22 protein-coding genes are annotated in these 19,086 nt (G+C 30.1%); 5 read left to right on the top strand and 17 right to left on the bottom strand.

Annotated features, from left to right (window positions below; genetic code table 11):
- Positions 1–55 precede the first annotated feature (55 nt).
- From L8X28_RS07285 to L8X28_RS07300, 4 genes are all read right to left on the bottom strand, one after another.
- Positions 56–415: a hypothetical protein gene (locus L8X28_RS07285; protein WP_133319916.1), complete on the bottom strand. Its 360-nt coding sequence runs from the start codon at positions 413–415 to the stop codon at positions 56–58.
- A gap of 124 nt (positions 416–539) precedes the next feature.
- Positions 540–743 carry a class I SAM-dependent methyltransferase gene (locus tag L8X28_RS07290; protein ID WP_240387661.1) on the bottom strand — a complete coding sequence of 68 codons (204 nt, stop codon included), beginning with the start codon at positions 741–743 and terminating at the stop codon, positions 540–542.
- A 55-nt stretch (positions 744–798) separates the two neighbouring features.
- The gene (gene modB / locus L8X28_RS07295) at positions 799–1,470 is read right to left on the bottom strand and encodes a molybdate ABC transporter permease subunit (RefSeq protein ID WP_263665940.1); all 672 of its coding nucleotides are present in this window, start codon (positions 1,468–1,470) and stop codon (positions 799–801) included.
- Positions 1,471–1,505: 35 nt separating this feature from the next.
- Positions 1,506–2,711: a saccharopine dehydrogenase family protein gene (locus tag L8X28_RS07300; protein ID WP_263665941.1), complete on the bottom strand. Its 1,206-nt coding sequence runs from the start codon at positions 2,709–2,711 to the stop codon at positions 1,506–1,508.
- 134 nt (positions 2,712–2,845) lie between these two features.
- Between L8X28_RS07300 and putP the strand changes: the two genes are divergently transcribed.
- The 4 genes from putP (at position 2,846) to L8X28_RS07320 (ending at position 7,306) form a co-directional block, all read left to right on the top strand.
- The gene (gene putP / locus L8X28_RS07305; protein WP_220566623.1) at positions 2,846–4,324 is read left to right on the top strand and encodes a sodium/proline symporter PutP; all 1,479 of its coding nucleotides are present in this window, start codon (positions 2,846–2,848) and stop codon (positions 4,322–4,324) included.
- A 1-nt stretch (position 4,325) separates the two neighbouring features.
- Entirely contained in the window at positions 4,326–5,297 is a 972-nt protein-coding gene (locus tag L8X28_RS07310) for a putative transporter (RefSeq protein ID WP_133319920.1), read from the top strand.
- 87 nt (positions 5,298–5,384) lie between these two features.
- Positions 5,385–6,755, top strand: a complete 1,371-nt coding sequence (locus L8X28_RS07315; protein WP_263659887.1) for a hemolysin family protein — start codon at positions 5,385–5,387, stop codon at positions 6,753–6,755.
- 68 nt (positions 6,756–6,823) lie between these two features.
- Positions 6,824–7,306 carry a pyridoxamine 5'-phosphate oxidase family protein gene (locus tag L8X28_RS07320; RefSeq protein WP_263661679.1) on the top strand — a complete coding sequence of 161 codons (483 nt, stop codon included), beginning with the start codon at positions 6,824–6,826 and terminating at the stop codon, positions 7,304–7,306.
- 32 nt (positions 7,307–7,338) lie between these two features.
- Here L8X28_RS07320 and fusA read toward each other — a convergent pair whose 3' ends face one another.
- The 13 genes from fusA to L8X28_RS07380 form a co-directional block, all read right to left on the bottom strand.
- Complete coding sequence (gene fusA, locus L8X28_RS07325; RefSeq protein ID WP_039617755.1) at positions 7,339–9,414, bottom strand: elongation factor G; 2,076 nt, start codon at positions 9,412–9,414, stop codon at positions 7,339–7,341.
- Between the two features lie 12 nt (positions 9,415–9,426).
- The gene (rpsG, locus tag L8X28_RS07330; protein WP_012661188.1) at positions 9,427–9,897 is read right to left on the bottom strand and encodes a 30S ribosomal protein S7; all 471 of its coding nucleotides are present in this window, start codon (positions 9,895–9,897) and stop codon (positions 9,427–9,429) included.
- 67 nt (positions 9,898–9,964) lie between these two features.
- Positions 9,965–10,348, bottom strand: a complete 384-nt coding sequence (gene rpsL / locus L8X28_RS07335; protein WP_012661187.1) for a 30S ribosomal protein S12 — start codon at positions 10,346–10,348, stop codon at positions 9,965–9,967.
- A 72-nt stretch (positions 10,349–10,420) separates the two neighbouring features.
- Complete coding sequence (locus L8X28_RS08460; protein WP_412175531.1) at positions 10,421–10,552, bottom strand: CatA-like O-acetyltransferase; 132 nt, start codon at positions 10,550–10,552, stop codon at positions 10,421–10,423.
- Complete coding sequence (locus L8X28_RS07340; RefSeq protein WP_263665942.1) at positions 10,500–11,042, bottom strand: CatA-like O-acetyltransferase; 543 nt, start codon at positions 11,040–11,042, stop codon at positions 10,500–10,502. Before L8X28_RS07340 ends, L8X28_RS08460 begins: the two co-directional genes overlap by 53 nt.
- 63 nt (positions 11,043–11,105) lie before the next feature.
- On the bottom strand, positions 11,106–12,545 hold the full coding sequence (aldA, locus tag L8X28_RS07345; RefSeq protein ID WP_263665943.1) for an aldehyde dehydrogenase: 1,440 nt from the start codon (positions 12,543–12,545) through the stop codon (positions 11,106–11,108).
- A gap of 13 nt (positions 12,546–12,558) precedes the next feature.
- Positions 12,559–12,876, bottom strand: a complete 318-nt coding sequence (locus L8X28_RS07350) for an L-rhamnose mutarotase (protein WP_263665944.1) — start codon at positions 12,874–12,876, stop codon at positions 12,559–12,561.
- Positions 12,852–13,646: an amidohydrolase family protein gene (locus tag L8X28_RS07355; RefSeq protein ID WP_263660792.1), complete on the bottom strand. Its 795-nt coding sequence runs from the start codon at positions 13,644–13,646 to the stop codon at positions 12,852–12,854. The genes L8X28_RS07350 and L8X28_RS07355 overlap by 25 nt, the downstream gene beginning before the upstream one ends.
- A gap of 2 nt (positions 13,647–13,648) precedes the next feature.
- Positions 13,649–14,893: an L-fucose:H+ symporter permease gene (gene fucP / locus L8X28_RS07360; RefSeq protein ID WP_263665945.1), complete on the bottom strand. Its 1,245-nt coding sequence runs from the start codon at positions 14,891–14,893 to the stop codon at positions 13,649–13,651.
- Between the two features lie 15 nt (positions 14,894–14,908).
- Positions 14,909–15,700, bottom strand: coding sequence for an SDR family oxidoreductase (locus tag L8X28_RS07365; protein WP_133319928.1), 792 nt, complete (start codon positions 15,698–15,700; stop codon positions 14,909–14,911).
- A gap of 21 nt (positions 15,701–15,721) precedes the next feature.
- Complete coding sequence (locus L8X28_RS07370; protein ID WP_263665947.1) at positions 15,722–16,888, bottom strand: UxaA family hydrolase; 1,167 nt, start codon at positions 16,886–16,888, stop codon at positions 15,722–15,724.
- Positions 16,889–16,890: 2 nt separating this feature from the next.
- Entirely contained in the window at positions 16,891–17,154 is a 264-nt protein-coding gene (locus L8X28_RS07375) for a UxaA family hydrolase (protein WP_133319930.1), read from the bottom strand.
- The gene (locus tag L8X28_RS07380) at positions 17,151–18,059 is read right to left on the bottom strand and encodes a dihydrodipicolinate synthase family protein (protein WP_263665950.1); all 909 of its coding nucleotides are present in this window, start codon (positions 18,057–18,059) and stop codon (positions 17,151–17,153) included. Before L8X28_RS07380 ends, L8X28_RS07375 begins: the two co-directional genes overlap by 4 nt.
- A 237-nt stretch (positions 18,060–18,296) precedes the next feature.
- Between L8X28_RS07380 and L8X28_RS07385 the strand changes: the two genes are divergently transcribed.
- On the top strand, positions 18,297–19,067 hold the full coding sequence (locus tag L8X28_RS07385) for an IclR family transcriptional regulator (RefSeq protein ID WP_220566615.1): 771 nt from the start codon (positions 18,297–18,299) through the stop codon (positions 19,065–19,067).
- Positions 19,068–19,086 lie beyond the last annotated feature (19 nt).

Raw genomic sequence — 19,086 nt, forward strand, 5'->3', positions numbered from 1 at the left:
AAAGAAGGGATGGAAAGTGATGATAAAGACTTGATAAAGTCTTTATCATATAAAATTATTTTTCCCCTATATAAATAAAATGCTGTATACTTCCTTCAAAATTATATAAATTTATTAATTCATAATCTCCCCAAAATAATGGTTTAAAAGGTTTAAATTTTTCTTTTAATTCTTCAATCGTATTTGTAAAATTTATATAAGTAGATTCGCCATTTAATCTTGGACTAGATTTTACTTCCACTAAACCATTATCTTTAACATCTCCTGCAACAAATTCTTGATAAGCTTTAGAGCTAATCATTGTCGCGAAAATTATTGCTCCATCATTACATAAATCATAAAATTCTTCAATAGTTTTTTGAAAGTCTTTGTTTGGTAGATAATATAAACTTTGATTTGCAAAAATAAAATCCATTTTTACATCAAATAAATTTTTAAAACTAGAATTTGGTGTAATAACATGAAAATTATTTTCATTTATCCTAGGATCTTTTTTCCAAGTATTTTTTAAGCTAGGAACAATATCTATACCATAAGCATTAATACCCCCCCCCTGTTACATCTTGAAAATACTTAGAATGAACTCCATTTCCACAACCAAAATCAAGTAAATTTCCACTTGTTTTATTTAATTTGTATTTTAAGATTCTCTCATAAAATCTTATAACATGTCCATCTGGATATTGTAAGCCATACCCTTCATTGTCATATTTTTTAGTATATCCTGATAATGAATTATCCATCATTTCTCCTTTAAATTTAAGATATAAATTGATTATACAATAAAATAAGTCTTTGTTATTTATTTTTTAACAAATTTACACTTAACAAAACAACAAAACTAAAAATTAAAAGTATGAGACTATAAATATGAGCTGTGGCAAAATCTAAATTTTCCATACTTTCATATATAGCAATACTAGCTACTTTTGTTTCCCCACTTAAAGAACCACCTATCATTAATACTATACCAAACTCACCCATAGTATGTGCAAAACTTATTACCAAAGCACTGAGTATAGCTGGTTTGATACTAGGTAAGATTACTTTTAAAAGTGTAATGAAAGAATTTTTTCCTAAAGAAAAACTAGCTTCTATAATATTTTTAGAAATCATAGACATTGCATTATATAAAGGATTAAACATAAAAGGTAAAGAATAAATACAACTTGCTATCACCAAACCTTCAAAGGTAAAAGCTAAGGTGATATTAAAGTGTTTTTCTAAAAATTCTCCAAAAAAAGAGTATTTTGAAAATAAAATCAATAAGTAAAAACCAACAACAGATGGTGGTAAAACTAAAGGTAAGGTTATTATAGTTTCTAGAATTTTTTTTGATCTAAATTGCTTAAAAGTAAAAACCCAAGCAAGAGGTACGCAAAAACAAAACAAAATTATACAAGTAATAATAGAAAGTTTTATGGAAACTAAAAAAGGTGTCCAATCTATACTTAATAATAATTGCATCATTATTAAAACTTTCTCAAGTCAAAAAAGACTTGAGATTATTTTCCTAAATTTGGCTCCATTTCTATAATTTTCCAAGGAAGTCCTTGAGTATTTAACTCATCCATAAAAGGTTTAGCGTCAAATTCTTCCATGTTAAACACACCTTTTCCTTGCCAAATTCCTTTAGCGATTAGCTTTGTTCCTATCATTGCAGGAACTCCAGTAGTATAACTCACAGCTTGCGCTCCGGTTTCTTTAAAGCATTCTTCGTGATTACAAACATTGTAAATATAAACTTGTCTATCTTTTCCATCTTTTACACCACGAATCACACAACCTATATTAGTGTAACCTTTAGTACGAGGGCCCAAACTAGCAGGATCAGGAAGTAAAGTTTTTAAAAATTCTATTGGTATTATCTCTCTACCTTGATGCATAACAGGTTTAATACCTAGCATACCAACATTTTCAAGACATTTCATATGAGTTAAATAACTTTGTCCAAAAGTCATAAAAAATCTTATTCTTTTTAAACCTTTGATATTTTTTACTAAACTTTCAAGCTCTTCGTGATAAAGTAAATAACTATCTTTTACCCCTACTTCAGGATAATCCCACTCCATTTTTATTTCCATAGGATCAGTTTCTATCCATTTGCCATTTTCCCAGTAACGACCTTTAGCAGAAACCTCTCTTAAGTTAATCTCAGGGTTAAAATTAGTTGCAAAGGCATAGCCATGATCTCCAGCATTACAATCTAGTATATCAATATAATGAATTTCATCAAATAAATTTTGTTGCGCATAAGCACAAAATACATTAGTAACACCTGGATCAAAACCGCTTCCTAAAAGTCCTAAAATTCCTGCTTGTTTAAACTTATCATTTCTTAACCATTGTTCTTTATATTCAAATTTAGCTAAATCAGGATGTTCATAATTTGCAGTATCTACATAGTGAATATTAGTTTGAATACACGCATCCATTAAAGCAAGATCTTGATAAGGCAAAGCCACATTTAATAAAATTTCAGCTCCTGTTTTTTTGATAAGTTCTACAACAGCAGATGTGTCATCTGCATCTATTTGCTCAGTTTGAATTTCTATACCTAAACGCTCTTTTATAAAAGCTGCTATTTCATCACATTTACTTTTAGTTCTACTTGCTAGAGTTATTTTACTAAAAACATCACTATTCATTGCACATTTTACAGTTGCAACGCGACTTACACCACCTGCACCTATAATTAAAAGATTTTTCATTAACTATCCTTAATTTTTTTGAAAATTGTAACAAAAAAACTTTATAAAGCATTGAAATAAAAAATAATTTTTATAATGTTTTTTTAAAATAAAACAAGTAAAATGATGATTTTTTAAATTTTTTAAGGACACTTATGAATTTACAAAGTGTGGAATTTTCTTATCCTATTATTATTACTTTTATTACCTATGCATTTTTAATGCTTTTTATAGGTTTTTATTTTTACAAAAAAAATCAAAATAGTAAAGATTATTTTGTTGGAAATGCATCAATGGGACCTATAATATCTGCCTTAAGTGCAGGTGCTTCTGATATGAGTAGTTGGCTTTTAATGGCTTTTCCCGGTGCTTTATACGCAGCTGGATTGGGACAAATTTATATAGCCATAGGTTTAAGCTTTGGTATGTTCTTAAACTGGACCTTTGTTGCTAAAAGATTAAAGATTTTTTCTCAAATAGCCAAAGAATGTATTACAATTCCTGATTTTTTTGAAAGTCGCTTTCATGATGATAGACATATTTTAAGAAGTATTTGTGCGGTAGTTATTTTAGTATTTTTTACTATTTACATTAGTGCTGGATTAGTAAGTGGTGCTAAACTTTTTGAAAGTGTATTTAATTTGCCTTATATTTTTGCATTAAGTATTGGATTTTTAGTTATTGTTTTATATACTTTTTTAGGTGGCTATAAAGCCGTATGCTGGACTGATATGATACAAGGACTTTTAATGATGAGTTCATTAATCATCATTCCTTTTGTGATGATTTTTGAACTTGGCGGCTTTGGCGAAGCTTTTTCTACTATAAATGATGTAAAACCTCAAGCTTTTGGTTTAGATGGTGGTGGTTGGCTAGTGGTAGCATCAACCTTGGCCTGGGGGCTTGGATATTTTGGCCAACCTCATATTTTAATTCGCTTTATTTCTATAAAAAATGTAAAAGAAATTCCTACTGCGACTTTTATAGGCATAACTTGGATGGTAATTTCTCTATTTGGTGCTGCTATGATAGGATTTTTAGGTATTGCTTATATAGCTAAATTTGATCTTACTTTAAATGATCCTGAAAGAATATTTATTGTAATGTCTCAAGTGCTTTTTAACCCTTGGGTGGCGGGAATTTTACTCAGTGCAATTTTAGCAGCCATTATGAGTACTGCAAGTTCTCAATTGCTAGTATGCGCTTCTAGCTTGGTACAAGATTTTTATACACAAATCTTAAAAAGAAAAACAAATGATAAAAATATTACTTTGTTATCACGCTTAGGTGTTTTGATTGTAGCGTGTGTAGCTTTTACACTTTCACTTGATACTCAAAGTCAAATTTTAAGCATAGTCTCTTATGCTTGGGCGGGTTTTGGAGCTAGTTTTGGAAGCGTTATTTTATTTTCTTTATTTTATAAAAATATGAGCAAAGAAGGTGCAATAGCTGGAATGGTTAGCGGGGCTTTAACTGTTGTATTTTATAAGCATTTTGGTTCAAATTTTATAGAAATTTATGAAATCATTCCTGGATTTTTAGTCGCAAGTTGTTTTATTATGATTTTTAGTATAATATTTAAAGCAAAAAAACATACAATAAAACATTATGAAAAAATGCTGAAAGAAATTTAAAATGTTTAAATCTTTTTTTTATTCTAAAAAATGGGCTTTATGGGCTTACTTGGGTCTGTTTTTTTTATTGTCTTCTTTATTAGCACAAACCTCTATTAATGTAGCAATAAATGAATGGTATAAAGAATTTTACGATGTTTTACAAGATGCAAAAAATCATAGCATAAATGATTTTTATCATTTTATTAAACAATTTTTATATTTAGCACTGCCTTATGTATTAATCGCTACTATCACGCAATATTTTGGAAGCATATATGCTTTTAAATGGCGCGAGGCTATGACTTTTGATTATATTAAATTTTGGCAAAAAAAAGATGATAACATAGAAGGTAGTTCACAAAGAATTCAAGAAGATATCTATAATTTTTCAAAAATCATAGAAAGTTTAGGGTTAGCTTTTGTCAAAGCAATTATGACTTTAGTTGCTTTTGTACCAATTTTATGGATGTTAAGCGCACATGTTAATTTACCTATCTTAAAAGATATTAATGGCTCTTTAGTATGGATTGCATTTTTGGTTTCTTTAGGAGGTTTAGTTATATCATGGTTTGTAGGTATAAAACTACCTGGATTAGAATATAACAATCAAAAAGCCGAAGCTGCTTTTAGAAAAGAACTTGTTTTTGCTGAAGATGATAGAAAAAATTATGCAAGCGATGAAAGTATTTTAAGTTTATTTACCGGGCTTAAAATCAATTATAAAAGATTATTTTTACATTATGGATATTTTAATATATGGCTTTATTTATTTGAGCAAATCATGGTTATAGTACCCTTTTTAATCATGGCTCCAAGTTTATTTTTAGGACTTATACAACTTGGAATTATCATACAAGTTGGTAATGCTTTTGACCAGGTTAGATCTTCATTTAGCATTTTTATCACCAACTGGACAACTATCACACAGCTTCGTAGTATTTACAAGCGTTTAGATGAATTTGAAAAAAATATAGAATATAGAAAACATTAAATTAATTTAAAATATATCATTATTTTTAAGCTAATTTTATAGTTTTGATTTGATATAATTTTGCGAAATTTTATTAAAGGAGTTTTTTTGGACCCCAGTCAATCTTTAGACTTAAATCAAACACTACCTACTGTTGCCTCTATTGATATAGGCTATTCTACTTTTATGATTCTTGTTGCATTAGCTTTAGTGCTTTTAAATGGATTTTTTGTTTTATCTGAATTTGCTATTGTTAAAGTGCGTAGATCAAAACTTGAAGAAATGGTAAAAGAGAAAAAACGCAATGCAAAAAAAGCTTTGGAAGTCACTTCAAAACTAGATACTTATTTAAGTGCTTGCCAACTTGGTATTACGCTAAGCTCTCTTGCTCTTGGTTGGATAGGCGAACCTGCTATTGCTAAAATTCTTGAAGTTCCTCTAGCAAATTTAGGTTTATCTCCAGCATTAATCCATACCATAGCATTTATTATTGCTTTTGCTATTATCACATTATTGCATGTTGTGCTAGGCGAGTTGGTCCCAAAAAGCATTGCTATAGCCATTGCAGATAGAGCTGTTTTATGGGTTGCAAGACCATTGCATTTGTTTTGGTTACTTTTCTTACCTTTCATTAAAACATTTGACTTTTTAGCTGCAGTTTCTTTAAAAATTATAGGTATAAAACCTGCCAAAGAACACGAATTAAGTCACTCTGAAGAAGAGATTAAATTTATTGCGAGTGAAAGCCAAAAAGGTGGAGTTTTGGATGAATTTGAAACTGAAATCATACGCAATGCTGTCGATTTTTCAGATACAGTAGCAAAAGAAATCATGACACCTAGAAAAGATATGATTTGTCTTAATAAACAAAAAAGCTATGAAGAAAATATGCAAATAGTTTGTCAGTATAAACATACACGCTTTCCATACATAGATGGTTCTAAAGATATCATTTTAGGTATGGTGCATATTAGAGACATTATGCAAAATGAACTTAGCAAAGATAAGAAAAATTTAGATGATTTTCTAATCAAAATGATCCTAGTTCCAGAAAATATCAGCATATCTAAAGTTCTTTTCATGATGAATAAAGAACAAGTACATACAGCATTAGTAGTAGATGAATATGGCGGAACTGCTGGTCTTTTAACTATGGAAGATATTATGGAAGAAATTGTTGGTGATATTAACGATGAGCATGATGATTCTAGTCCACATTTTAAAAAGCTTGCAGAAAATATCTATGAATTTCAAGGAAGATATGAAATTAGCGAAGTAGAAGAAATGCTTGATATACGCTTTAATGAAGAATTAGAACAAGTCACTATAGGTGGATATGTTTTCAATCTTTTAGGACGCTTACCGGTGGTTGGAGATAGAATAGAAGATGAATTTTGCTACTACGAAGTCAAAAAGATGGATGGAAATAGCATAGAACGCATTAAAGTTGTACGCAAAAATACTGATGAAGAAGAGTAGCGAACTCTTCTTTTTACTTTTCTATAACCCTCAAATCTTATTCATTTTAACTTACAAGGAAAATTTTTATGCAACTACATGATGAAATTAATCAATTTATACAAGAATACAAAAGCATTATGATATCGTCTTTAAATTTAAACAATCAAACCATATGTTCATATACTCCTATTATAAAAAACAAAAATGACTTTTATATTTATATTAGTGAAATTGCCGAACATTTTGAAGGAGTAAAATACAATAATAAAAACATAGAAATTATGTTTATAGAAGATGAAAAAGATTGTATATCAATCTTTGCAAGGAAAAGACTTAAATTTAGAGTTGAGAGCGTAGAAATAACAAGAGATAATCAGCTATTTGAGCAAGTATTAAATACTTATGAAAATGAAGACAATAAAGAAATAATCCAAGTCATTAAAAATATGCAAGATTTTCATTTATTTCAACTTATACTGAAAAATGGAAGATATGTTAAAGGTTTTGGGAAGGCATATGAAATTAATGAAGGAGCAATTAATTTAATTAATTCAAAAGGACATAAATAATTCAAGATGAGCTTTTTGCCCATCTTGATAGATTAACCATTTCTTTTTTTGATAATTTCTTCAGAAACATTTTTTGGAACTTCATCATAGTGATCAAATTCCATAGAATAAGTAGCACGGCCTTGAGTTTGACTTCTAAGATCGGTTGAGTAACCAAACATCTCGGCCAAAGGACAAAATGCTGTAATAATTTTATTACCACCTCTTTCATCCATTGAATTTACTTGACCACGGCGTTTATTTAAATCACCAATAACATCACCCATATATTCTTCTGGAGTTTCAACTTCAACTTTCATCATAGGTTCTAAGATTACAGCACCTGCTTTTCTAGCACCTTCTTTAAAGCCCATAGAAGCTGCAAGTTTAAATGCCATTTCAGAAGAATCCACTTCGTGGTAACTTCCATCATAAACAGTTACTTTAACATCTTCAACAGGATATCCCGCTAAAACACCATTTTGTAATGCCTCTTGAACACCTTTGTCAACCGCTGGAATATATTCTTTTGGAATTACCCCACCTTTGATATCATTTACAAATTCATATCCACTACCTGGTTCAAGTGGCTCAAGTCTTAAGAATACATGACCATATTGTCCACGACCACCTGATTGTTTAGCGTATTTGTATTCTTGCTCAACTGTTTTTCTAATAGTTTCACGGTAAGCAACTTGAGGTTGACCTACTTCGGCTTCAACTTTAAATTCACGAAGCATTCTATCAACGATAATTTCCAAGTGAAGCTCGCCCATACCTGAAATGATAGTTTGACCACTTTCCTCATCTGTTGAAACTCTAAAGCTTGGATCTTCTTGAGCTAATTTATTTAAAGCAATAGACATTTTTTCTTGATCTGCTTTTGTTTTAGGCTCAACAGCAACTGAAATAACAGGATCTGGAAAATCCATTCTCTCTAGAATAACTTTATCTTTTTCACTTGCCAAAGTATCACCGGTTAGTGTGTCTTTAAGACCAACAACCGCTCCAATTTCTCCTGCATATAAAGTTTTAATTTCTTCTCTTTTATTAGAGTGCATTTTCAAAAGACGACCGATTCTTTCTTTTTTATCTTTTGTTGAGTTGTATGCATAAGAACCGCTTTCTAAACTTCCTCTATACACACGAACGAAAGTTAATTGCCCAACAAAAGGGTCAGTCATAATTTTAAATGCTAGGCCTGCAAACTCACCATCATCAGTTGATTTTACAGAAACTTCTGTACCGTCTTCATATTCACCTTTAATATTAGCAACTTCATCAGGAGCTGGTAAATAAGCAACAACAGCATCAAGTAATGGCTGAACACCTTTATTTTTAAAAGCTGTACCACAAAGCATAGGAACCATAGAAAGACTTAAACATCCTGCTTTAATACCTGCTTTGATTTCTTCTTGAGTAAGCTCTTCACCACCTAGGTATTTTTCCATTAATTCATCGCTTGTTTCAGAAACTGCTTCTATCATTTTTGTGCGATATTCTTCAGCCTTTTCTTTAAGTTCAGCTGGAATTTCTTTTTCTACATAATCAGTTGGTTTATTTTCATCTTCCCATACCAAAGCTTTCATGGTAATAAGATCAATTACACCTTTGAAATTATCTTCAGCACCGATTGGAATTTGAAGTGGAACTGGGTTACCTTTCAAACGATTTTTGATTTGTTCTTCAACATTAAAGAAATTTGCACCAATTCTGTCCATTTTATTTACAAAAACAATTCTTGGAACACCGTATTTATTAGCTTGTCTCCATACGGTTTCTGATTGTGGTTGAACTCCACCTACTGAACAAAACACCGCAACTGCACCATCTAAAACACGCATTGATCTTTCAACTTCGATTGTAAAGTCAACGTGGCCTGGAGTGTCTATAAGGTTAATTTGATGGTTTTTCCAAAAACAAGTTGTAGCAGCAGAAGTAATTGTGATACCTCTTTCTTTTTCTTGCTCCATCCAGTCCATTGTAGCTGCACCATCATGCACCTCACCAATTTTATGACTCATACCTGTAAAGAAAAGAATTCTCTCACTAGTAGTTGTTTTACCTGCATCAATATGAGCTGCGATACCTATATTTCTAACTCTTTTTAAAGGAGTACTTCTTGACATATTTTACTCCTCTTACCAGCGATAATGAGCAAATGCTTTATTAGCTTCTGCCATTTTATAAGTATCTTCTTTCTTCTTGAATGAAGCACCTTTGCTATTAGCTGCATCTAATAATTCTGCTGCTAATTTTTCTATCATAGTTCTTTCGCTTCTTTTTCTAGCAAAAGAAATAATCCATCTTATAGCTAAAGCTTGTTGTCTAGCTGGGCGTACTTCTACTGGCACTTGATAAGTAGCACCACCAACACGACGAGATTTAACTTCTAATAAAGGCTTAATATTTTCAATAGCATCATTAAAAATTTCTATACCTTTTTTTTCTCCACCTTTTTTATCGATAGCTTCTAAAGCACCATACATAATAGTCGTAGCTGTGCTTTTTTTACCATCATACATTAAAGAATTAATGAATTTTGTGATTACTTTGTTTCCATAAATCGGATCTGGCAAGACTTCTCTTACCGGAGCTTTTCTTCTTCTCATAATTTTCCTTCAAATTTATAATTTTACTCAAACAAAATCAAATCTAACGGATTTGTCTGCAATTTTATTACTTAGCTGCTGCTTTAGGGCGTTTCGCACCATATTTAGAACGAGAAACGGTTCTTTTTGCAACACCTGCAGTATCTAAGGCACCGCGAACAATGTGATACTTAACACCTGGTAAGTCTTTTACCCTACCACCACGCACTAAAACAATGCTGTGTTCTTGTAGGTTATGACCTTCACCACCGATATAACTAATAACTTCAAAGCCACTTGTAAGTCTTACTTTGGCAACTTTTCTTAACGCTGAGTTTGGTTTTTTAGGGGTTGTTGTATAAACCCTAGTGCAAACTCCCCTTCTTTGTGGACAATTTTTAAGCGCTGGAGATTTAGATTTCTCTAAAACTTTTTTGCGCTCTTTTCTAACCAATTGATTTATGGTAGGCACAATAATTCCTTTCTTTAAAAAAAATGTAATAAACTTTGGATAATATCTAAATTTTACTTACAAAAATATAAACTAAAAACAATTTAAATCTTTTTGCAAATTTTCTAAAAACAAACTCACATGATAAGCATCGGTGTTTGCGTGATTTACATTAATACTTAGTGGAATAAAACATTGATTTTTTTTCCTTGATAATTTTCCCACTTGTAAGAATAGGAAAAAAATAATTTTCTTTTTTAGGTAAATGTAAAGAGAAATTCTCAAAATTTATCCAAGGGATTGCTGAAATATTAAAAGAATTTTTAATATTCTCTTTTACAAACATAGTGTTTTCTTTAATGAGTTGTTTATCATGCTCGAAATTATGTAAAAAGTTTTGAAAATCTTCATTAAATTCAGTCCATAAAATACAAAAAGTCTTTGATTTTTCACAAAAAGCGGTATAACTTGGATGGATAATATCAAAACAAATTAATTTATCATTCTCTAAGTATAATTTAAATTCAGGTATTAAATTAACATTTTTACTTAAAAAATAGATAAAACTACCATAAAAAGAATATTTTTGATTTTTAACAAAAGAATAAAATTTACTAATATCTAATTTAACATTTAATTCAAAAGAGCAGGGAAATTTAGTATAAAATTCAAAATGCTCTTTTCTTGAGTAAGTTTTTAAATCTATAATCTTCAAATTATTATCCTTTAAATTTAAAGATTATAGCAAATCCTATCTAAAAAATAGATAGGATTGAAATCATTGTTTATCGGTATTGTATTGCAAATAAACCACATGGGTAGCTAAATACTCTTCAAGACCATGTTTTCCATCAGCTCCACCTATGCCGCTTTTTCTAAAACCTGCATGAAATCCTTGCATTGCTTCAAAATTTTCACGGTTAATATAAGTTTCACCAAATTTTATTTCTCTACTAGCTCTCATTGCTATATCTAAATTTTGTGTATAAATAGAACTTGTCAGTCCATATTCACAATCATTTGCCATGTCAATTGCCTCATCAAGTGTATCAAATTTAGCAATTGGTAAAATCGGAGCAAAAATTTCTTTTTGCATGATCTCATCTTCATGTTTAACATTTGTAAGAACGCTTGCAGGAAAATAATATCCGCTTGTATCGGTGATTTTTCCACCGCATTCTACAACTGCTCCTTTATTTGTAGCTCTCTCAAGCATTGCTAAAGCATTATCAACACCTGCTTGATTCACAAGCGGACCCATATCAAAATCGCCTTTCAAAGTGTTTCCAACACTTACTTTACTCATGGCTTTTACAAATTTATCTACAAATTCATCATAAACACTTGTATGCACATAAGCTCTTTCGGCACAATTGCAAACTTGTCCGTTATTGCAAATTCTACTTGCCTTAATCGCTTCTACCGCTAAATCAATATCTGCATCTTTACACACTATAGCCGGTGCCTTTCCGCCAAGTTCTAGAGAAACCTTAATGATATTTTTAGCTGCAGCTTCCATCACTCTAGTTCCTGCTTCAACACTCCCTGTAAGACTTACCATACCTATGTTTTCATTACTTGATAATTCATGTCCTACCACACTACCCTTCCCTGCAACTAAATTAAATACACCTTTTGGTAAAGAACTTTGCGAGACAAGCTTTGCAAATTCAAAAGCATTATTTGGAGTTTCACTGCTTGGTTTTATAACAATGGTGTTGCCTGTTAGTAAAGCAGGCGCCATCTTTCTTGCGATTAGAAAAAATGGAAAATTCCAAGGTAAAATTCCACCAATTACACCAATGGCACTTTTATATAAATATATATGCTCATTAGCTCTATCACTTTGTATAATTTCGCCTTCATACCTTCTAGCCCATTCAGCGGTATAATCCATATAATCTGCCGTAAAATTAATCTCTACACTAGCTAAAGCTCTAGTTTTTCCTTGCTCTTGCATTAAAATTTCTGTTAAAAAATTAGCATTTTTGCGTATTAAACTAGCTATTTCTCTTAAATGATTTGCTCTTTCAATCGCTGGTTTAGCTTCCCAATTTTTTTGTGCCTTTTTAGCTGCTTCAATTGCTCTTTGTGTATCTTCTAAAGAAGCACTTGCTACTCTTGATATTACTTCTTTGGTAGCGGGATTTAAAACTTCTATAAATTCGCCATTGTGTGGGATAAATTCGCCATCAATATAATTTAAATAAGTTGTCATTTTTTCTCCTTTTTTAATCTAAATGAAATACTTCTTCCATATTTAGCCACTTTTGTTCTGCATGAGCTAAAGATATTTGGCAGGGATCTGTAACTTTCCACCATTGTTGTGTATTTTTATCTTTTGCCATCTTAGCCATATCTGCATCAAAATCAACACCTGTATATTCAAAATATGCAAACAAATATTCTCCAAATAAATAAATAGAATAATTTTGTATATTACATTCTTTAATCATCTCACAAACACCTTTATAAGGCTTTGCATGAAGATCTTTATACTCTTGTATTTTTTCCTTTTTAATTTTTATAATTTGACCATATCTTTGCACCTATCCTCCTTATAAATTGATAAAGCATTTTTATAAAATATCTTGTCCAAATCTTTAAAAATATTTCCTTCTATGATAAATTTAGCCCATTTAGCTGGAGCTATTTTTGCCACAGGATAATTACTACCAAATATAAATTTATCTTCACTAAAAACATTCTTTAAAAATGAAAAACATTGAGATATAAAATCTCTATGAATTTTTATCGTAAAATCATCTGGTACGGAAATTTTTATCCATAAATTTGGGAAATCTTTTAATTTATGTAATATTTTTTTATATTCATCAAAATAGTTAATTTTAGGACTGCCCATATGATTTAAAACTACTTTTAAATTAGGATTATCAAATAAAAACTTTTCCAATATCCAAAGTTCTTCATTTTTCATGCAAGCTTCAAAAGGTATATTAAAAACATTTAGAAGTTCTAATTTTTCTTTAAAATCTGCTTCAAATAGTCTCTTAGCACCCTTTTTACTAGTATGCATTACCTCTCTAAAAGCACATAAGTGTTCTTTGTACTTTAAATCAGCTAAACAAATAAAAATACCATGTTCTTGTTTTTGCTTTAATGCAAATAAAGCTTCTTTTTCCAAATCATCACTATTTGTTTCAACATACATCGCACCTAAAAAATCAAATTCTTTATACTCATTTTTTGCCCTTAAAAAATCATAATTTTGTTCCAATCTATTATTGCCTTTTATCCACGAAATAGGCATTTTACTTAAATCCCAAAGATGCAAATGAGAATCAAAAATTTTTTGCATTTTTAAGCCTTTATTTTAGAACCAAAAAAACCATACCATGATACATATAAAAATAATGGGGCCATAGCCAAATATCCCATGCTTGTTCCAAAATAATCATTAATTAAACCCATGATAATAGGCATAATAGCACCACCAACTACACTCATAACAAGTAAAGAACCACCTAATTTCACTTGATTAAAAGGAAGATTTTTTGTTGCAACTGCAAAAATAGTAGGAAAAGAAATGGACATAAAGAAAAATAATGCAATTAAAATAACTATACTAATAAATCCACTAGCAAAATACAAGCATACACATAAAATCACATTAATAAAAGAATACCATCCTAAAATAGTCTCACCTTTAATTTTCTTCATCAAAGGCGTAGAAAGAATACGACCTAACATAAAAGCAATTAAAGCTATCGAAAAATAATAAGCCCCTTGTTCATCTTTTAGATTTTCATTATGCTCACTAAGATAATTTATAAAAAAAGCTCCTGCACTAACTTGATTTGCTATATACAAAAATTGTGCTAGCAATCCAAAATTAAAATGTTTATGCTTAAAAACTCCAATAGGTTTTGAGGTATCTTTTTGTTCATAATCACTACTTACTGCCGATCCTTCTGGAATTTTATTCAATGCAAAAGCAATCAAGATCAAAATAACAATTGCTGCAATACCAACATACACTAGCTGGACATTACCCATATTAGCAAGTAACACAGCTTCTATTTGTTCTTTACTTGCACCTTCTTCTTGTTTTGTAATAGATAAAAACAAAGCTCCACCTATGATAGGTCCTAAAAATTGACCCAAACCATTAAAACTTTGCGCAGCATTGATTCTAAAACTAGCATTTTTCTCATCACCAAGTTTTACCATATAAGGATTAGCACTAGTTTCCAAAGAACCAATACCGCAAGCTAAAATAAAAAAAGCAAATAAAAATAAGTAAAAATTAGCTAAATTTGTAGCTGGAATAATCAATAAACAACCTATTGCATACAAGATTAACCCAAAAATAATACCAATTTTATAAGAGTATTTATTTGCTATATATCCAGCAGGTAATGCTATGATAAAATAAGCACCAAAATAAGCGAGTTGCAAAAATCCACTTTCATGTTGAGTGATATGTAAATGATTTTGAAAATTCTTATTCATCACATCAATCAGCCCATAACTAACTCCCCATAAAAAGAAAAGAGAAGTTACTAAAATAATTGCTATTTTTATATTTTTAGAGTTATTTAACATACATCATCCTTATTATTAAATTTCATCCCAATTTAGAGCTCTATCTAAATGGATATATCCACCATCAGGAGTTAAAATTTGTCCTGTTGTGTGTGAAGCAAGAGGGCTTAGTGTAAAAACTGCTGTGTTTGCTATTTCTTCTATAGTTGTAAAACGATGACCTAATGGTATGCATTTTGCTATTTTTTCATATTGAGCTTTTGGATTTGGAAAATTTGACAACCATTTTTCATAAAGAGGAGTCATAACTTCAGCCGGTGCTATAGCATTAACTCTAATATTATCTTTTGCAAAAGCGCAAGCCCATTCTCTTGTAAAACCTATTTGAGCAGCTTTTGCTGAAGCATAAGCTGAAGTTCTACCTTGTCCTGTTAAGCCGGTTTTACTTGTGATATTTAATATACTTCCTTGTTGCTTTTTAATATATGGTAAGCATTCTTTAGTCATAGTATAATAATGAAAAAGATTATTTTCATAAGATTTAATTAATTCTTCAGTTGTAGCATCTTCTATATGTAAATTATCATTTGCTCCAGCATTATTAACCAAAGCATAAATTCCACCATATATATTAACAACACTTTTAACAAGTGTTGAAATTTGTTCTGTATTTTTTAAATCTATTTGATAAAATCCATAATTTCCACAAATGTCTTTTAGCTCATCATCTTTTTCTTTAGAAATTTCACTTCTTGAAAAAATAATTGGAATCCCACCTTCTAAAGCCCATAATTTAGCAATACCATAACCAATCCCTTTAGCACCACCTGTGATGATACAAATTTTGTTTTTAATTTTTAAATCCATAATATATCCTTTTTTATTAATTTAGCAAGTTGTAGCAAGTCTCCAAACTGAAAAATCATTTTGTTCATTTAACTCTGCCTTTACCAATTCTCCATTTGAAATTCTTATGATCAAATCTATAAGCTCATCACGCACTTCTTCTTTTGTCTTAATCCCATCTATAATACTTCCTGCATTAATATCAATAGCATCATTCATATTTTCATAACAAAAAGTATTAGAACTCATTTTAATAGTAGGCACAATAGCTGAACCTGTAGGAGTACCGCGACCTGTAGTAAAAACACAAATATTTGCTCCACCTGCCACCATAGCGCTAAGTTGTTCTATATCATTACCTGGCGTATTCATAAAAGTAAGTCCTTTGGAAATTACAGGTTTAGCATAATCAATCACATCCATTAAAGTTCTAGTACCTGCTTTATAAACACAACCTAAAGACTTTTCTTCTATAGTGCTAAGCCCACCTGCAATATTTCCCGGACTAGGATTTGCTCCGCGTATATCAGCATGAAAAGATTTAACTAAATTCTCATAGCCTAAAATCTTATCATATACCTTTTTAGCTACTTCATCATTTTTTGCTCTCTTAGCAAGTATAGCTTCACACCCTATAAGCTCTGTAGTTTCTGCTAAAATTACTGCGCCACCTTCATCAATTACAAAATCACTTAAACTTCCTAAAGCAGGATTGGCACTAAGACCGCTATAACTATCGCTACCACCACATTCTGTGCCTAAAATCAAATCACTAAAATCCCCATCTGTTTTTTCCAATTTTGCAGCATTTTCAAGCATTTGATTTACTATTTTAATACCCTTTTCTATGGTATTTTTACTACCACCGCACTCTTGTATTACTAAATATTCAACCATCTTATAAGGTGTCGCTTCTTTTATTTTTTCAGCTACTATTTTCGCTTGTATTACCTCACAACCAAGTCCTACAATTAAAATACCAAAAACATTAGCATTACTCCCATGGCCTATTAAAACATCTCTAGTTTGTAAAGCATCAAATTCGAGTTGAGAACAGCCATGTTGATGATTAATATATACTGCCCCATTGCATTTTCTGGCTATATTTTCGCACACCTTATTAGCGCAATGCACGCTTGGTATAATAATGACTTTATTTCTCAAGCCAAATTTTCCATCTTCTCTTCTATAACCCATTATCTTTTTCATATTTATTCCTTATCCCCACGACCTCTAATACCTGCACTATTGTGAATATGCACCCATTCACCTTTATTAATATCACAACTTGCACTAGCTATAGCTTCTGCATATTTGATGACAACTTCATCTTTTTTTATATCTTTTAGTGCAAATTTATGTCCACTTGCAATATCATCTAAAAGTTCTATATTTTCCACGATTTCACCTTTTTTAAAATCACGCAAAGCAGTAGCGACATTATCTTTTTCATTGACTATAATATAGGCTTTCATAATTTTATACCCGTTTCTTTTTCTATAGTTTTAACAAGTTCTTTAGCTTCATTAAAACAAGTATTTAATTCTTCTTTTGTAGCATGCGATAAAGGATGGATACTTGTATTTGCAAATTCAAATCCTCTAGCTTTTAAAAGCAAAGCAAATCCCATAGGAAAAGCCATGCTCATACCAAATCTTATAGCTTTTAGTAAACTTTTTTGAATCAGCAAAGCTCTATCTATATTTTTTTCATTGATTGATTTATAAATTTCACTCATAAGTTCTGGAAAAACACCACCTATACTAGTCATAGAACCCTTTGCCCCTATCAGTAGTGCTCCTGCATAAAATTCTTCTCTTCCTACAAAAACATCAAAATCACCAGGCACTACATCTAATATATGATTTAAAAGTAAAGCATCTCCACTGCTATCTTTTATACCCACAACATTATCAAGCTTTGAAACTCTTTCTATAAATTTCAAACTTAGTGCTGGTGCAAAAAGAGGGATGTTATAAATATACAAAGGAAGCTTCACTTTAGAAGATAAATCTTTAATATATTCAAAAAGTGCATCTTCACTTAATTTATAATAATAAGGCATAGCAAGTAATAAAGCATCAAGCCCTAATTCATATGCTTTTTGCGCCAAAGTAAAAGTATTTTGATAAACTGTTGATGCAATACCTGTAATAACAGGGATATTATTTTTTGCAGCTTCTTTTGTAAGTTTCATTATTTTGATTTGCTCTTCTATACCTAAAGCTTGAGAATCTCCTGCACTACCATTACAAAATAATCCATTTAAACCTTTTGAGATACCAAATTCGCAGTATTTAATAAATTCGTTTTCATTAATATTTCCACTCATATCATATGGAGTTAATAAGGCTGGTAAAGTTCCCTTTAATATTCCCATATTTTTCCTTTCATTTTTTGTATATACAAAAATATTTTTATATACAAAAAATATAGCTAAAAATAGAAATTTTTAAAAACATCAAAATGATAAAAAAACAATACAAAAGTCTTATAAAAGTAGTTATAATCAATCATCTAAAGCAAAAACTACTAATAGAAAATATTTTTTATATTATTAAAAATGTTACTAAAAGTAAAAAATATGATAGAATTTATCTATTGAAAAAGGAGTAAAATGACACATCAACCAACATTAAGAGTTTTAAAAATTTTAGAATTATTGGGCAATAATAATCAAAAAAATACACTAAGCTCTATTGCAAAAGATTTAAATATCCCTCCAGGGACACTTTCTCCTATACTTCAAACTTTACAAGCTAAAAATTACATTAAATGTGATAAAAATAAATTTTACACATTAGATTATAAAATTTTAGAAATTAGCCGTTGTATTTCAATAAAAAATAGCGCATTAGAATTAATTAAAAAACATATGAAAAACATCAGAAACTTAACAGGACAAACATGCCAAATGGGAATATTAAAAGAAGGAAATGTATTTTATTTAGAAAAACTTGATTCGGATAATCAAATACAAATCAAGTCTTTTGTCGGTGCTTCATATCCAGCTTACGCTACATCTTTAGGAAAAGCATTACTAGAAAAGAAAACCTATAAAGAGCTTGAAAAAATTTATCCAAATCCTTTTGAGAAAATAACACCAAATACATTAAATAATCTAAAAGAGCTTTACGAAGAATTATCTTCTATCAAAGAAAATAAAATAGCATTAGAAAGTGGGGAAATGAACCCAGAAATTGAGTGTATGGCTATAGGAATTGAATACGATGAAAAAATTATAGCTGCAATTAGTATTTCATATCATATATTTTACTCAAATGCAAATTTTAAAGAAAAAAATCAAAAAATTTTACTAGAAGAAAAATACAAAATAGAACAAGATTTAAAATTATATTTTCCGGAATTAGAAAATATATATCAATAAAAATCCCTAGCTAGGGATT

This window comes from Campylobacter sp. CNRCH_2016_0050h (assembly GCF_025772605.1).
GTDB lineage: Bacteria > Campylobacterota > Campylobacteria > Campylobacterales > Campylobacteraceae > Campylobacter_D > Campylobacter_D lari_D.

Coding starts and splice junctions, on each gene's coding strand:
- L8X28_RS07285 (WP_133319916.1), bottom strand. CDS start 415: ATGGATTTTATTTTTGCAAATCAAAGTTTATATTATCTACCAAACAAA.
- L8X28_RS07290 (WP_240387661.1), bottom strand. CDS start 743: ATGGATAATTCATTATCAGGATATACTAAAAAATATGACAATGAAGGG.
- modB (WP_263665940.1), bottom strand. CDS start 1,470: ATGATGCAATTATTATTAAGTATAGATTGGACACCTTTTTTAGTTTCC.
- L8X28_RS07300 (WP_263665941.1), bottom strand. CDS start 2,711: ATGAAAAATCTTTTAATTATAGGTGCAGGTGGTGTAAGTCGCGTTGCA.
- putP (WP_220566623.1), top strand. CDS start 2,846: ATGAATTTACAAAGTGTGGAATTTTCTTATCCTATTATTATTACTTTT.
- L8X28_RS07310 (WP_133319920.1), top strand. CDS start 4,326: ATGTTTAAATCTTTTTTTTATTCTAAAAAATGGGCTTTATGGGCTTAC.
- L8X28_RS07320 (WP_263661679.1), top strand. CDS start 6,824: ATGCAACTACATGATGAAATTAATCAATTTATACAAGAATACAAAAGC.
- fusA (WP_039617755.1), bottom strand. CDS start 9,414: ATGTCAAGAAGTACTCCTTTAAAAAGAGTTAGAAATATAGGTATCGCA.
- rpsG (WP_012661188.1), bottom strand. CDS start 9,897: ATGAGAAGAAGAAAAGCTCCGGTAAGAGAAGTCTTGCCAGATCCGATT.
- aldA (WP_263665943.1), bottom strand. CDS start 12,545: ATGACAACTTATTTAAATTATATTGATGGCGAATTTATCCCACACAAT.
- L8X28_RS07355 (WP_263660792.1), bottom strand. CDS start 13,646: ATGCAAAAAATTTTTGATTCTCATTTGCATCTTTGGGATTTAAGTAAA.
- fucP (WP_263665945.1), bottom strand. CDS start 14,893: ATGTTAAATAACTCTAAAAATATAAAAATAGCAATTATTTTAGTAACT.
- L8X28_RS07365 (WP_133319928.1), bottom strand. CDS start 15,700: ATGGATTTAAAAATTAAAAACAAAATTTGTATCATCACAGGTGGTGCT.
- L8X28_RS07370 (WP_263665947.1), bottom strand. CDS start 16,888: ATGAAAAAGATAATGGGTTATAGAAGAGAAGATGGAAAATTTGGCTTG.
- L8X28_RS07375 (WP_133319930.1), bottom strand. CDS start 17,154: ATGAAAGCCTATATTATAGTCAATGAAAAAGATAATGTCGCTACTGCT.
- L8X28_RS07380 (WP_263665950.1), bottom strand. CDS start 18,059: ATGGGAATATTAAAGGGAACTTTACCAGCCTTATTAACTCCATATGAT.
- L8X28_RS07385 (WP_220566615.1), top strand. CDS start 18,297: ATGACACATCAACCAACATTAAGAGTTTTAAAAATTTTAGAATTATTG.